The 13656-nt window shown below is 66.9% G+C and carries 13 protein-coding genes; 6 read left to right on the top strand and 7 right to left on the bottom strand.

What is annotated here, in order from left to right; all coding sequences use genetic code 11:
* Positions 1-75: 75 nt before the first annotated feature.
* Positions 76-726 carry a DEAD/DEAH box helicase gene (locus KIF24_RS13450; RefSeq protein ID WP_221084335.1) on the bottom strand — a complete coding sequence of 217 codons (651 nt, stop codon included), beginning with the start codon at positions 724-726 and terminating at the stop codon, positions 76-78.
* A gap of 210 nt (positions 727-936) precedes the next feature.
* Between KIF24_RS13450 and KIF24_RS13445 the strand changes: the two genes are divergently transcribed.
* Genes KIF24_RS13445 through KIF24_RS13430 form a run of 4 tightly spaced genes read left to right on the top strand, consistent with a single transcriptional unit; the run spans position 937 to position 4588 of the window.
* Positions 937-1971 carry a hypothetical protein gene (locus KIF24_RS13445; protein WP_221084334.1) on the top strand — a complete coding sequence of 345 codons (1035 nt, stop codon included), beginning with the start codon at positions 937-939 and terminating at the stop codon, positions 1969-1971.
* 4 nt (positions 1972-1975) lie between these two features.
* A complete protein-coding gene (locus KIF24_RS13440) occupies positions 1976-2626 on the top strand; it encodes an NUDIX hydrolase (protein WP_221084333.1) in 651 nt (216 codons plus the stop codon).
* 15 nt (positions 2627-2641) lie between these two features.
* Positions 2642-4018, top strand: coding sequence for an alpha/beta fold hydrolase (locus KIF24_RS13435; protein ID WP_221084332.1), 1377 nt, complete (start codon positions 2642-2644; stop codon positions 4016-4018).
* A gap of 6 nt (positions 4019-4024) precedes the next feature.
* A complete protein-coding gene (locus tag KIF24_RS13430) occupies positions 4025-4588 on the top strand; it encodes a nucleotidyl transferase family protein (RefSeq protein WP_221084331.1) in 564 nt (187 codons plus the stop codon).
* 21 nt (positions 4589-4609) lie between these two features.
* Here KIF24_RS13430 and KIF24_RS13425 read toward each other — a convergent pair whose 3' ends face one another.
* The 4 genes from KIF24_RS13425 to KIF24_RS13410 form a co-directional block, all read right to left on the bottom strand.
* Positions 4610-4999 carry a hypothetical protein gene (locus KIF24_RS13425; protein ID WP_221084330.1) on the bottom strand — a complete coding sequence of 130 codons (390 nt, stop codon included), beginning with the start codon at positions 4997-4999 and terminating at the stop codon, positions 4610-4612.
* The gene (locus tag KIF24_RS13420) at positions 4996-5502 is read right to left on the bottom strand and encodes a hypothetical protein (RefSeq protein ID WP_221084329.1); all 507 of its coding nucleotides are present in this window, start codon (positions 5500-5502) and stop codon (positions 4996-4998) included. Before KIF24_RS13420 ends, KIF24_RS13425 begins: the two co-directional genes overlap by 4 nt.
* 477 nt (positions 5503-5979) lie before the next feature.
* On the bottom strand, positions 5980-6438 hold the full coding sequence (locus KIF24_RS13415; protein ID WP_221084328.1) for an NUDIX hydrolase: 459 nt from the start codon (positions 6436-6438) through the stop codon (positions 5980-5982).
* A 122-nt stretch (positions 6439-6560) separates the two neighbouring features.
* Positions 6561-6839: a hypothetical protein gene (locus tag KIF24_RS13410; protein ID WP_221084327.1), complete on the bottom strand. Its 279-nt coding sequence runs from the start codon at positions 6837-6839 to the stop codon at positions 6561-6563.
* Positions 6840-7128: 289 nt separating this feature from the next.
* On the opposite strand from KIF24_RS13410, the gene KIF24_RS13405 reads away from it, so the two are divergent.
* The gene (locus tag KIF24_RS13405; RefSeq protein WP_221084326.1) at positions 7129-8010 is read left to right on the top strand and encodes a helix-turn-helix domain-containing protein; all 882 of its coding nucleotides are present in this window, start codon (positions 7129-7131) and stop codon (positions 8008-8010) included.
* Positions 8003-8197, top strand: coding sequence for a DUF397 domain-containing protein (locus KIF24_RS13400; protein ID WP_221084325.1), 195 nt, complete (start codon positions 8003-8005; stop codon positions 8195-8197). Before KIF24_RS13405 ends, KIF24_RS13400 begins: the two co-directional genes overlap by 8 nt.
* Positions 8198-8251: 54 nt before the next feature.
* On the opposite strand, the gene KIF24_RS13395 is transcribed toward KIF24_RS13400, so the two are convergent.
* Complete coding sequence (locus KIF24_RS13395) at positions 8252-8695, bottom strand: hypothetical protein (RefSeq protein WP_221084324.1); 444 nt, start codon at positions 8693-8695, stop codon at positions 8252-8254.
* 33 nt (positions 8696-8728) lie between these two features.
* A complete protein-coding gene (locus KIF24_RS13390; RefSeq protein WP_221084323.1) occupies positions 8729-13645 on the bottom strand; it encodes a class I SAM-dependent DNA methyltransferase in 4917 nt (1638 codons plus the stop codon).
* Positions 13646-13656 lie beyond the last annotated feature (11 nt).

Below are 13656 nucleotides of genomic sequence, written 5' to 3'. Positions count from 1 at the left end.
AGACCTCGCGCTTCCACAGCGACACGTGGCAGTCCCACCCCCACTCGGGCCGGACAAAACGGTCAGCCGAAACGGTCAGGCAGGGGAGCAAAACCCTCTGACGGATCGAGGTTGGAGCAGCAGGTCCAGCATCTTGTAGTTGGTGATCAGGATGTCCGGCGGGGTGCGGCGCATCTCCGACCGCTTGGTGAACACGTGCGGGTACTCGATCGCGGCCACGTCGCCGATGTAGAGACCGGCGGTGACGCCGGCCAGCGCCGGATCGGTGAGCAGCTCGTTGATGCGAGCCGTCTGGTCGGTCGCCAGGGCGTTCATCGGGTAGAGCAGGATCGCTTTGACGCCGGCCCGGCCCCGCTGCTTCTGCCGCCGGCAGTGGTCGAGCACCGGGATCAGGAACGACTCCGTCTTGCCGGAGCCGGTACCGGTGGTGATCAGTGTCGGCTCGGCCGCCTTGCCCTTCGTCGACAGCCGGGCGAACGCGGTCGCCTGGTGCAGGTAGGGGGTGAAGTCGGCCGGCGCCCAGTCCAGGCCCGCCCGCCAGTCACCCTCCGCCGGCCGGAACGGGGTGCGGATCCGCAGGTACGGTCCGCGGAAGATGCCCTGCTCCGGGTGGGAGAGAAAACCCTCCAGACCCTGGCGTACGCCGTCCTCGGTCAGCCCGAAGGTGGTGGTCAGGTACTGGGTGAGGGTCCGACGCAGGGTGTCGGCGGCGATGGTCGGCCTCATGAGCGGATCACCCGGGGATGCTACTGCACCCGTGACCTGCGCTGACCCGGCCGACAAGCCACGATCGCACGATGAGTCGGATTCGCGACACCGCTGGATGCCAGCGACGGGCTGCGGATCCTCGGTGAGCGGCGTCCGGGGCCACACGAGACATCTTCACTGTCGGTAGTATCAGCGCTCCTGTTCGCGACCATCCGCCGGGGAGGTGCGGTGCGCCTGCGACGTGCGCTCACCGGTTCAGGCACCGTCACCAGTCTCCTCGTCGGTACGGCGATCGCCCTCGCCACCTTCGCCTTCCAGACGACACAGGAGTGGGTGGACGAAGGCGGGCACGAACGCGTGTATCGATGGCTACTGCCCTCTGCCGTGGCGGTGGTAGTGATCGCCGTGGCTGCCATCGTCGAGGGTGTCTACCTGCTGACAAGACGACAAGCGGCCGAACACGACGTGGTTGACGCCTACCATCAGTACGCCGACGGAATCACCGCCTACGGCGGGATCCTGCATGAACAGCAGCGCGATCCGGCCCTGTTGCGACTGCGGGAGAACGCCTCGCTGACGCTGCATGTCCTCGGCTTCCACGAGCAACGCGTGCAACTCGGCGAATGGGCGCTGGAATCGGCTCAGTTCGTCGACGACAAGCTGGCGATCATCTCCATCCTCATCGATGACCTCGGCTGGGCCAACTACCTCCTGAATCGCAACATCGCCGTGGTCAACATCGAGCGAGCGATCCGGTACGGCGACCAACTGCCGACGGGCTTCGGCGAGCCCCGGCGGAGTCTCCTGCTGGCGAAGGCTCACCGCCATCTGGGCGTCATCCGGACGGTCCGCGATGGCCGGCCCTCCGAGTGGAACTTCGATCGAGCCGCCGAACTGCTGGCCGGTGTGGCCGAGCTGGTTCCGCGCGAGGTACGCGTCGACCTCGCACACGTCGGGTACGCGCGAGCGCTGGCGATCGTCACGATGGTGGGTGTGAACACCGGCGGCTTTGTCCAACCCGGCGACTTCCTGGGCACCGCCTCGCTGCGTGAGGCGCTCGACCTCGTGCGCCAGGCGAAGGCGGCGTTCCACGCCGAGTCAGATCAGGGACGCTACGCAAAGTCCCTTGTGCTGGAAGTCCGGATCCTGGAAGCACTGCGTGAGGATGTAGAGGCGGATCAGCTGGCACCGTTGCGTGATCGGGCGGTGGCGGCCTCGGTCTGGGCGCGACCGGCCGGCGCCGCATTCATCACAGGAAGGTGAGTCCGTGGCAGAGCAGATCGACATCTACAACGCGAACTTGGAGCCCGCCGGCAACATGGACCGCATCGAGGCGCACCTACAGGGAAAGTGGCACCGCACGTTCCACTGCTGGATCGTCTCGGGTAACGACGGTGGCGCACTTCTGTTGCAGAAACGCGCGGACACCATGCGCAACTTTCCCGGTCTGCTCGATATCAGCGCCGCAGGACACCTTGAGGCCGGCGAACCGCTGATGGCCGGGCTGCGTGAGGTCACCGAGGAACTCGGCTTGACCGTCGCGCCGGACAGCCTGCACCACCTTGGCGAGCGCGTCGAGGTCGCCGACCAGTCCAACGGCCAACGCAACCGGGAGTACCAGTCGGTCTACCTCTACCGCTGTGACCTACCCCTGGCTGACTACCGCCCGGCGGCCGACGAGGTCGCCGCGCTGGTCTGGCTGCCGGTCGCGGCGGGCATGGACCTCTTCACCGGAGAGATCGATGCTCTCACCCTGCACGGCCGCACCTTCGAGAAGTCGGCCGGTGCACGCTGGGAGGAGTTCACCCTTTCGGTCACCCGAGAATCCTTCCTGCCAAGAATCCAGCGCTATTACCTCACCACGCTGATCATGGCTGAACGGCTCCTGTCCAACGCCGGCCCGCTGGCGATCTCGTAACAGGACGGCTGACGGTTGGCAACCATCGTCCTTGCTCGCCACGTCGAGACCGAGAAGAACCTTCGAGACATCCACGGCGCCTCCGGGTTGGCATCCGTCACCCTCAGAGGCCAGGACCAGGTAGCCCATCTCGCCCGCACGCTCCGATCCCGCGCCGTCACCCTGACGGCCGTCGTTGCCACCCCCACCCCGCAGGCGGTCTCCTCGGCCCGCCTGATCGCCGGAGAGCTACAGCTTCCATACGAGGGCGAATTGGGGCTGCCCGCCGTCCACCTCGGCGTGGCCGCTGGCCTGTCGACAGCCGAATTGCGCAGCGCACATCCACAGGCGCACCGCTCGATCGACCTCTTCCGGGCCAGAGTGATCAGCGCCGCCGAGCTGGAGATCCCCGCCAGCGAGGCCGCCAAGGATCTTGAGAAGCGGCTGGTCGGCTGGTGGCGGACAGAGGGCCGGAAACGGTGCCGCGACCGCCTGGTGGTGGGCAGCAATTCGACGGTGTTGATGATCAGCCACCTGTTGAACGGAGTTCTGCCCACCGATTCCCGGTACCGCTACCTGGCCACCCCGAACGGCACTGCTCGCATGTGGCGGGAGGAGGCCGACGGTTGGCGGGCCGTGCCCGCGTTTCCGCAGCAGTCGTGGCCCGACGTCGAGCAGTTACGGATCTCGTCGCCCGACGGCGCTGTCGCGGTGACCAGACACGTACCGAGTTGGGCTGCCAGCCGGCGGACCGTCATCCTGATCCCGGGTTACTTCGGCAGCTCGCGGCACGGTCCGTACGGGCTCTACAACCGGTTGGCGCGTGCCTGGTCGTGGCAGGGTTTCGAGACGTTGACCGTCGACCCGCTCGGATCCGGAGACTCGACACCCGTCTTCAGAGACTTCACCTCCGAGGTGCGGTCCATCGAGATCGTCAGCGAGTGGGCGAGCAGACATGGTTCGTCTCTGCTGCTGGTGGGTCACTCCATGGGCGGTGCGACTGCCCTGCGGGCCCGCGACCAGGCAGGGGCAGAAAACTGGCTCGTCTGGTGCCTCGCGCCGCTGTGCCGGCTGGTCGATCTGAGCCGGGTGTTCCTGCGCGGCAGGCAGCTCGACGAACTGCACCGCACCGGGCGGACGTACCGGCACGGTCTGGAACTGCGCCGGGACATGATCGACGAGTCGGGCGCCGCCTGGGACGCGCACTGCAAGGACGTCGACGGGGTGTGGCTCGGCGGCGCGGACCAGTACACCGCAGGAATGGACCTGACCGCGATCCCGACCGCCCGGGTACGTGTCATCGAGGGCGCCGACCACAACTTCTCGACCAACGACAGCCCCGCTCGGCTACTGGCGTCAACCGGAGCGGCCCTCACCGCTCTCACCGGGCCGATGCCCAGCACGGACCAGTGAGCAGCGATGGAACGACTGCATGCGGTGTGGACGGGCAGGTTCCAGCCTCCACACATCGGGCATCTCGCCGTACTGCGGCACAGCCTGACGGCTCTGCCACTCCCCCATGTCGCGGTCCTGACCACCCACTTCGGCTGGCGGTCGCCGGGCCGCTACGGAGATCTGGCCAACGATGCCTACCACCCGTCCCGAAACCCGTTGACGATCTGGGAACGGTTCACCCTGATGCGCCTGGCCCTGACAGGTGAGGCCGGCACCGAACGGGTGGCGTTGCTCGTTGCCCCACGGCACGACCTCGACTGGCCGACCGTGGCGCAGTTCTACCCACCCCGACGAGTGATCTGTCTGACCACAAAGGATGGATTCGAGGCGGCGAAGGAATCGGTGTGGCGGTCCCGCGGCGAGCGCGTGCACATCTTCGACGATCTGGGCCCCGCCGAGGTCCTCACCACCACCGCGATTCGAGCCAGGGTGGCCGCAGGTGCGGACTGGACGACGTTCATCCCGCCGCCATGCCACTCCTACTTCGAGGCGATCGACGGGCCACGCCGGGTCTTCAACATCGGGTAGCGGGCTGACGCAGGCACGTCATCACCGTTCCGGCAGCGGCCGGAGCGCAGCTATCTTGACCAGCACCGGCCGGTACGCGCCGTCCTGGTCGTCCGGCCCGATCTCGACGCCTTCGAGCCACACCCACTCGCCCTCGTACCATTCGCTGATGTCCGGCCGGAGGCGGGCGATCCGGAGCCGGAGCGGACCGGTCGCGTGCCGGTGGTCGGATTCGGCGAGCCGGACCACGTCCCCCACGGCGACGGCCACACACGGCACGACCGGCCCGGGGACCGTCGTCGGTGTCGCCTCGACGGGACCGCGCGGGCATCCCGGCGACGGCGGCCGTGGGCGGCCGGCCAGTGCCGCCTTCCGGGCCCGCAGGATCAGCCGGTTGCGGATCTGCGCGGGCGACAGGTCGAAGGCGTTCATCGCAGGTACGACCGCAGGCAGCGCATGAGGATCGCGTCGGCCCAGGCCGCCCGGGGGCAGGTGCCGTCCGCGCGGCAGGCCGGGCATCTGCGGCTACGCGGGTCCTCTGTGGGGCTGCGCCAGTGCGAATCCGCCAGGCGGTTGGCCCGTTCGAGCTGGGCGGCGGTGGCGAGGAGTTCGGCCGGCGGCATGGCCTCGACCGGCTCACCACCGGACGGCGCCGAGGCGGCCTGCGTCTCGAACCTCCCCTGGTTCCGCTCGCCAAACCGGTCCGCGTCGTAGCGGCCCGCCCGCTGGTTCCGGCCCGGCGATGCCGGCCGCTCCTCGGGCCGTTCGTAGACGAGCGCGCCGTCGCACCGCGACGTCACCCGCGCCTGCGGTACGAGGTGCTCGATCACCTGCCGCCGGAACCGTCCCGGCACGTCCCCGTCCGGTACCGCCTGCCCGGTCAGGTCCAGCGCGACCTTGCCGGGCCGCAGGAACCACTTCCATCGTCCGCCCATGTCCCCACCCGCCTTCCCTGCCCGCTCGAAGTCCTTGCCCGATGTCCCGTGGCCGTCTTCGCCGCCGGGCGGCGCGGCACGATCCTGCCGGGCGGCGCGGCGGCCGGTTCGGGGAAGAGCCGGCCGCCGCGCTGCGGTCATCCTGTGCCGGCGTGCGGCGGAAAGGCAACGTATCGCAAGGCAATTCCTTGCGACTCAGCTGATTTTCTTCTACGCAATCACCGGATGTTGCACAGACGGATCACGGAATGTTCCACGATGGCCAGCCAACCCGATTCGGACCGAAACCCGAAGACCTCGACGGTACGCCAATGCCCACCCAAGAAGAGTTGCACGGACGATGACTGCCGCCATTCCACGTTTCACCGATGGCGTCCGGATGTGACAAGACGCAACAGAGGGTGGCCGATGGCCGGCGACATGGGATCGACAGTCTCCAGCCGGGAGCGCAGCCGGCGGATGCGCCGGGCCCGCAGATCAGGTGGGGACCGATCGCCCGGTCAGTCGGCGCTCGTGCCAGCGACGAACAGTGCGCTTGTAGGGCTCAGGCATGTGCAGGCTTGACACCTGGTCGTAGGTGAACACGCCGAGTTCCTTGTGCTCAGCCGAATGGACGAGGTCCTCGTCGCCGACGTAGGTGGCGCCGAAGCTCACGATGAACACGTGCCGGACCGGCGTGATCTCATAGACCCAGGAGTCGATGATGTCGACTGCTTCGATGGTCAGCCCGAGTTCTTCGGCAACCTCCCGGCAGACGCCGTCCTCGGGTGTCTCGCCTACTTCGAGCTTCCCACCGGGCAGCTCCCACTCGTCACGCTCGTTGCGCAACAGCGGCACCCGGCCATGGTGGTCGATCACCAGCTTGACCGAGATCGGCAGCTGATATTCGAAGTACCCCGGGCTTCTCTCGACCAGGTACGGCGGTCGCTCGGTCATAGGACATTCCTTCCAGGGTGCGGCGTCAGCTCGGAGTCACCAGAAGAGCGGCAATAACCTGTCGATACGCAGCAGACTGCATTCGATGGTCGTCGAGGATGGCACGCAGCAGCGGCTCGGGTTCAGGGTACGCCTCGATGACGGCTCGGATCGTCTGTGGAAAGGCCGCGTCGGACGGCGGCGGCATCTTCGACAACGCGGGGCGCAATGGCTGTCAGTCCGTCGGCCACCTGGTGAGGATGGCTGACCGGCACCGTCCAGCTCTCAAGTAGCGCCCTGACCGCAGCGACGGACCCCTGCTGGATCAGGACGACGCCGTCGCGCGCGAGCGTGGCGGGCAGCAGGCCGGGATCCACCTCGACCTCATGCCTCACCTCCACCAACGCATCTGCCTCGCCCACCCATAGGCAGACCGGTCAATCTATCGATGAGATCGCATTCGCCACCTCACCTGTTCGTCCACTTCGGAGCAGTAAGAGCCGCGCGGGTGCGTGCGCCGCAAGCCCGAGGTCCGCCACTTGCGCTTATGGGAATTGCGTGGTGGTGGCTGCTGTCGGGGGTGTCTTGTATCGTCAGACGGTATTCGCTCTTGCGCGAACGGCGCTCGGGGCAATCAATTATCGAGCAACCGTTCCACGTTTCGCCAATGGCGTCCGGATGTAACAAAACGCTACACGAGAGGGGTGGCTGATGGCCGACGACATGGGATCGACAGTCCCCAGGCGACAGCTCGGGCGGGCGCTGCGCGACCTGCGCACCGAAGCACGCATGACCCTCGACGGCGCAGCCGAGGCCATGCAGTGCAGCCGGCAAAAGATGTGGCGCATCGAGACCGGCCTCGGCCCGACCCGCGCCGTCGACGTCAAGGCCCTCTGCGAGCTGTACGCCGCCACCCCCGAGCTGACCGCCGCCCTCACCGCTCTGGCCTCCGAAACCAAGGCCAAGGGCTGGTGGCACTCCTACGGCGACGCCATCCCAGACTGGTTCGAGATGTACGTCGGCCTCGAAGCCGCCGCCTCCCGCCTCCGCGAGTACGACGACACCCTGATACCCGGGCTACTCCAGACCAGGGGTTACGCCCATGGCGTATACCAGCACCGATCACGCATCTCGGAGGACGAGCGGGAGCGGCTGGTTGAAGTGCGACTTCAACGTCAGACGCTCCTGGAACGTCGCCTTCCCGCCGCACCCCAGTTCGAGGTCGTTCTCGCCGAGGCAGTTCTCCTGCGGGTTGTCGGCAGTCCCGCCACGATGGTCGAGCAGCTACGACACCTGCTCAACATGGGCGGTCTCCCGCACGTCTCGATCCGGGTCACTCCTCTCGCCGCAGGGCTGCACTTCGGCGCGGTCGCTGGTCCCTTCGTCATGCTGGACTTCCCGCTCCGCAACCGGGTCGAGCCCGATCCATCGGTCATCTACAGCGAGTCGCTGACCGGGGCGCTCTACCTCGACCGCAAGGAAGAACTCGCCATCTACGAGGAAGTGTGGACGAGCCTCACGTCTTTGGCCCTCGATGAGCAACAATCGAAGCAACTGATCAACAAGATCGTCGGAGAGGTCCATCATGGCTGAGCTGACCGGCGCCAACTGGCGCAAGAGCACCCGCAGCGGCGACAACGGCGGCAACTGCGTCGAGGTCGCCGACAACCTGCCCGGCTTCATCGCGGTGCGCGACAGCAAGAACCCGGCCGGGCCTGCCCTCACCTTCTCCCCCGCCGCGTGGACCCGCTTCGTCCGGTCCAGCAAGACCCCGCACTGAGCCGTACACCAGGCGAGAGCGCAGCCAGCTGATGCGCTCCCGCTGCACGACCGATCAGGCGGTCGCGTCTCCACCGGCGGGCTGCGTCTCGTGGTCGAACAGCGACCACCGGTTACGCCACGTCTCCACGTTCGACGGGTAGATCGCCGTGTGCCGGCTGTCCGGGTTACGCGGCCGGACACCGCCAACACTTGCCATGAATCCCTCGTGCCGCGCCCGCACCCCGGCCCGCAGCTCACCGCCGGGCACGACGTAGAAGTCCCGACGCACATCGGTCACATCCACGAGGACGTAGATGTCGACCGACATCGCCGTCATCTTGTCGATGTCCGCGATCATCCACCCACCCTGCGCCGCCACCTGCACGGCAGCCGTCCTACCGTTGATCTTCACGAAGGTCCGCGCACCATCCAGACTCGCCGAATATCCCTGCAACAACGCCTCGGCCACCACAAGATGCCGCCCAGCCTGGTGCTTCTGATGGTTACTCGGAGTCACCTTGTCTCCTTCGAAGGTAGGGGGTGGCGCGGGCTACGACGGCCGCCAACCCGCGTCAATCGCATCCCGAAGCCGCCTACTGAACGTAGCATGCGCCTGCTGATACTCATTCTCCCGATCCGCCCGGTAGAACGGTGCCGCGTACCCGTCCGGGACCGGCTTTCCCTCGGGATCTTCAAGAAATGCCATCAGCTGCCCGTACGCTTCGCCAGACTGCTTGATTCCACGCGCATAATAGTCCCGCGTAATCCTGCGTCCATTGCTGTCAAACCACATCGCGGACTCATACTCATTCAGCACTGGGAAGCGAGCCCGATAAATCGACAGCAGCTCTTCGTCATCAATTCCGAGCCAGACGGCGACGAGTGCATCAAGCTCTACCAAAGCGGACCGGCGGACCCGCTCTGTCCGGAGCGGGACTCGGTAAGTCCACGTGCGTCCGACATCGCCGAGGGCCTGCGCCTCGGGCAGCGCGGGCCAACAAACCGCCCAGCCCTCCTCATCTCTCCACCGATCGTCGGAGGTCCTCTGCCACAGTGGACCGTATGCGCGGGTTAGACAGTTCAGCCGCAGCGCGCGCAGCAACGCCGCAGACGCAAGCGGATGATCGGGATCAGGCGCGGGCATCACACCCGCATTATGCACATCTAGGTGTCCACGACCGGTGATCCGAAGTAGGTAATCCAACGGCAAAGAGGCCCAGAATGCTGCGTGCAGAGCGGTCTCACGCTCGGCACCTACCACCATCGAGCGGACCGCGTGGATATGGGCTGGCCCTGGCGGGATGATGGCTGCAAACAGGCTCCGCTCCGTCGTCAACGGCACCATCTCGCGCCACACCAGGCGGTAGTAATCAGAATACGGGCGCCCATCCCACACATCCTGCGCTCGTAGATATCCTCGGCGGTCCCCACTCCTGCGATAGTTCGTCCGAGGGACCGCGTCTTCGCCAACAACTGTCAGATCCCAGGGCTCGTAGTCCTTGTTACTCCGGCACGGAATATTGGGCTGTTTGGCTAGCGGGGTGGCAACGCTGAAGTGTGGCCCCTGCAAGATCACCTCGGACCAGTCTTGCGAGGCCAAGCCCTGCCAGGTGATAGTTCCATCATCCTTGGCACCCTTCTCATCGAAGCCTCTAGAGATCATGTTCTTCCGATCAGCAAGGCGGTTGCGCACATGCGCCATGGCGGCGATCGCACCCTGCTCGCCCACGGTGATTGGCTGTAGCAGCCTCGTTTGGCGCACAGGAACGTCGAATTCGCCGACTACTAGTCGCCACTCAGCGAGTACCTCCTCGTCAACGGTGATAAGTCGGCCTCGATGTGGCCGTAGGTCCCATGTGCCTTCGGCCTTCATGCCGGGCAGTGGGCCACGTCCATCGTGCGCTAGAGATCCGACCAGCGTTTCGGGCGCGTACAGCCAGCTAATATGGGCAAAATCGACATGACCCCGCATTGGCCCGTATACATGTATGCCGAACTCCTGCCGCCAGTTGATCTCCCCGAAGAGTAGCCGCATGTTTTGAAAGTGCGCGTGAAGCCTCAAGTGGCCATAGGCCGCCGCGCGTAGCCGGCCCTCTCGCGCACCGTTGAAGTGACTGTCTGGGTGGATGAGCCCAGCTACGCCCTCGCCTGACAGATTGGACCACACACGGCACGCGAATGCTCGATACAAATCCGGCTGGGTGCCTGCGAGTAAGGCGTAGGTTGCCGGAGCAGAGTAGAAGGCGACGTATCCGGTGTTGGCAGTGAATTCCTGGGCAAAAAAGGTGTCGATTGTCGCTGTCAGCAGCCTCCGGCGATGCCAGGCGTCCGGCGAAGGGCTCTCGGTCAGCACGAACCAGGGATCACGTTCGGCGAGCACGACATCTTCCTGCCATCGCGGGCGAACCCACGGCGGATTGCCGACTTGGAGATCGAATCCACCCTTAGCGAAGGCTTGGGCAAATGTCAGTTCCCATTGAAAGAAGCCGTGCTGATCCGCGAGTTGGTCGGCGGAAAGCAGCCAGGGGAACCGGTCCGAAAGTGTCCAAGGCGAGTCCACGCCGATGACACCGTCGAGTTTTTGCTCGAAGTCGCTCATCTCGCTCAGGCTGGTGAACGTTTGACCGTAGAACCGCTCGGTGTTCTCGTCCAGGTCACGTCGGCCGATCAGCGCCTCGGCGAAGGTCAGCCAGTCGTCCAGGTTGGTCAGTGGGACCTGTTTACGGAGTTGTTCGGCCACGGTGGTCCGGCGGGTGCCGGTCGCCTTGGTGGGCAGCTTTACCTGCTGCGGCTGCACGTTGCCGAGGAGGTCTGCGACCTCGTAGACCACCGGTGCGTCGTACGCTGGCTCGTTCTTGACGTGGGCGACCTGGACGGGCGCGGCCGGGTAGGCGGGGTCGGAGCCGTCGAGGAGGCCGACCTTGTCCAGCGGCCAGAACCACAGCGCGCACCAGACGTCCATCAGGGTCTTGAGCCGCCAGTACGGGGTGCCGGGTGCGGTCAGGTCGGCGAGGATGTCCTCGCGGGGCACTGCCTCGGTGACCGGCGGCAGGTCGTCGGCGCCCCAGACCGGGATGTGGCGGCGGATCTCCTGCTCGGAGATGGCGAGGCGCTGCTGCACCAGCCCCCACAGGAACTCGACCCGACCGGCCAGCGCCTGCAAGCGTTTGACCTGCGAGTTTTTGCCCTTGGCGGAGGGGGTGCGCTTCATCGCCGTACGCCAGGCCTTGAGTTTTGCGGTTTCGGCCGGCGCCAGCTCGCGGGCCTCGCGCTCCCCCGCTACCGCACCCCAGCCGTCGGCGGGGAGCAGGAAGTGGTGGATGGTGCCCTCGTCGGTCGGGCCGTCCCGGAACGGCCTCTCGGCCGGGGCGGTGGTCAGCCACGACTTGTCGGCGAGCTGCCTGGGCTCGTAGGTCTTGCGTCCGCAGCCGATGAGCGAGTTGCCGCGTTGCAGGTGCAGGCCGAACCAGGGGGCTTGGAGGCCGGCGTGCATGACGTTGAGCCAGAGCGACACCTCGGCCAGCTCGACGGCGGTGCGGTTGAGGTCGACGCCGTAGCTGTTGTGCAGGGCGATGTACGCCTTCACCCGCTGGAGTTCCAGGTGGTACTGCTCCGGGTCGAGGGTGATTTCCAGTTCGGTCTGCCGGCGGCGCAGGTATTCGGCGGCGACCTGGTTGATCGCCTCGTTGAGGAACGCGCCGGAGCCGAGCGCCGGCTCGCAGATCGTCCAGTCCAACAGCTCACGGGCCGGGGTGACAGTGTCGTCCTGGTCGAGGCGGTATTTCAGGGCGAGCTGGACGGTGACCTCGGTCAACGACTGCGGGGTGTAGTAGGAGGCGCTGGTCTGCCGGTCCCGGCCAGCGAGCCGGTAGACGAACTGGCCGGGTTGGTAGCTGACCCGGCTGCGCACCCCCGTGTACGGGTCCTCCCTGGTGACGAAGACGGCGTCGTCGTACTCGTCGGCCTTGGAGGCAGGGATCATCCAGGAGCCGTCCTTCGGGTCGCCGTTCTTGGCGACCTCGTAGAGCTGCTCGGTGGCGACGAACCCGGTGTACGACATCAGGCCCTCGTAGACCGCGCCGAGCTGGTTGATGCCGAGCTGCGCGTACGAGATGAACCCGCCCCGGCGGCGCTTGCCGCCCCTGGTGAGCATCAGCCGGCGCAGCACCTCGTAGAGCACCTTGTTGCGCAGCCGGGTGTCGATCTTCGGGCCGTCCGGGTCGTCGGGGTCGCTGCCCGGTTCGGCGATCAGCCGGCCGATCAGCCTGGTCTTCTCCGGCAGGAACAGATCCGAGCGCATCGGCTCGAAGCGCAGGCCCTCGCCCTCGCTGGCCCGCTCGCCGGCCCCCGCGCCGCCGCGTGGCCGGTGGCCCTCGTTGACCATGCGGAACAGCAGGTCGAGTGACTCGTGCAGGTGGGTGCCGCCCTCGGCGGACGGGGCGAGCCGGCGGGAGACCAGCTCACCGATGCGGGCCAGGCTGTAGCCCTCGACGTACTGCGGGTCGTTGACCGGCAGCACACCCAGCTCGGGACGCGCCTCGGCGTAGAGCAGGAACAGGATCCGGTACAGGTAACGCAGGGCCTCCCGAGCGAGTTCCCTGGCCAGCTCGTCGAGGGCCATCACCTGCTGCGGCTGGAAGCCGGCCCGCCGGATCTGGTCGAGGACCTCGTTGGCGATGAGTTCGACAGAGACCTTCAGGCCCTCGCGGAGTTCGCTGGACACGCCGACCGCGTGCTGGCGGGAGCCGGCGACCAGCTCGGCGAGGGGTTCGGTGCCGCCCTCGGCGGGTGGACGCAGCGAATCCGCGCCGAAGAGGGCGGCGACGACGTCCAACTCCCGGTCGTCGTTGCGGGCGTACGCGGTGTCCAGGCTGACCGCCAGGTAGCGGCCCTCACCCCAGACGCTGCGGTCGGCGAGCGTGACCACACCACCGCTGAGGATCAGCACATAGCGCAGCTTCGGGCTGTCGGCGGCGAACAGCAGCGAGGCGAGCTTGGCGCCCGTGGCGATGGTCTCGGTGCTCGACAGGGTGAGCGGGTCGAGCAGGCGGCCGGCGTCGTCCGGATCCTGCGCCGCCTCGGCGTCGACCGCCCAACCACAGTCCAGCGCGACGATGCCGTGCCCGGTGCCCAACTCGGCGTGGGCCACCCGGATCTCGTACTCGTGGCCGGCGCGCTCCACCGTGACGGTCTGCGGCTGCGGTGCGAACCCGAGCGCCCGCAGCACGTCCTGATGCTGCTTGCGCAGCCGCTCCGGGTCGAAGAACTCGACGTCGGTCAGCTCCGTCCTGGCGTCGAAGTACTGCCGGCGCATGCCACGCAACCCGGTGCGCGGGGTGCCCTCCCCCGCCTTCTCCCGCTCGGCCCACTGCTTGACCAGGCCGCCCTTGAGGGTGGCGGGCAGGATCTCGGCGAGATAGTGCGCGGAAAGGTACTCGCCACGGTTGGTCAGCGACTCGAAACTCATGCCGGCACTCC

The organism is Micromonospora tarapacensis (assembly GCF_019697375.1).
Classification (GTDB): Bacteria; Actinomycetota; Actinomycetes; order Mycobacteriales; family Micromonosporaceae; genus Micromonospora; species Micromonospora tarapacensis.
This window is presented reverse-complemented; position numbering and strand designations above follow the sequence as displayed.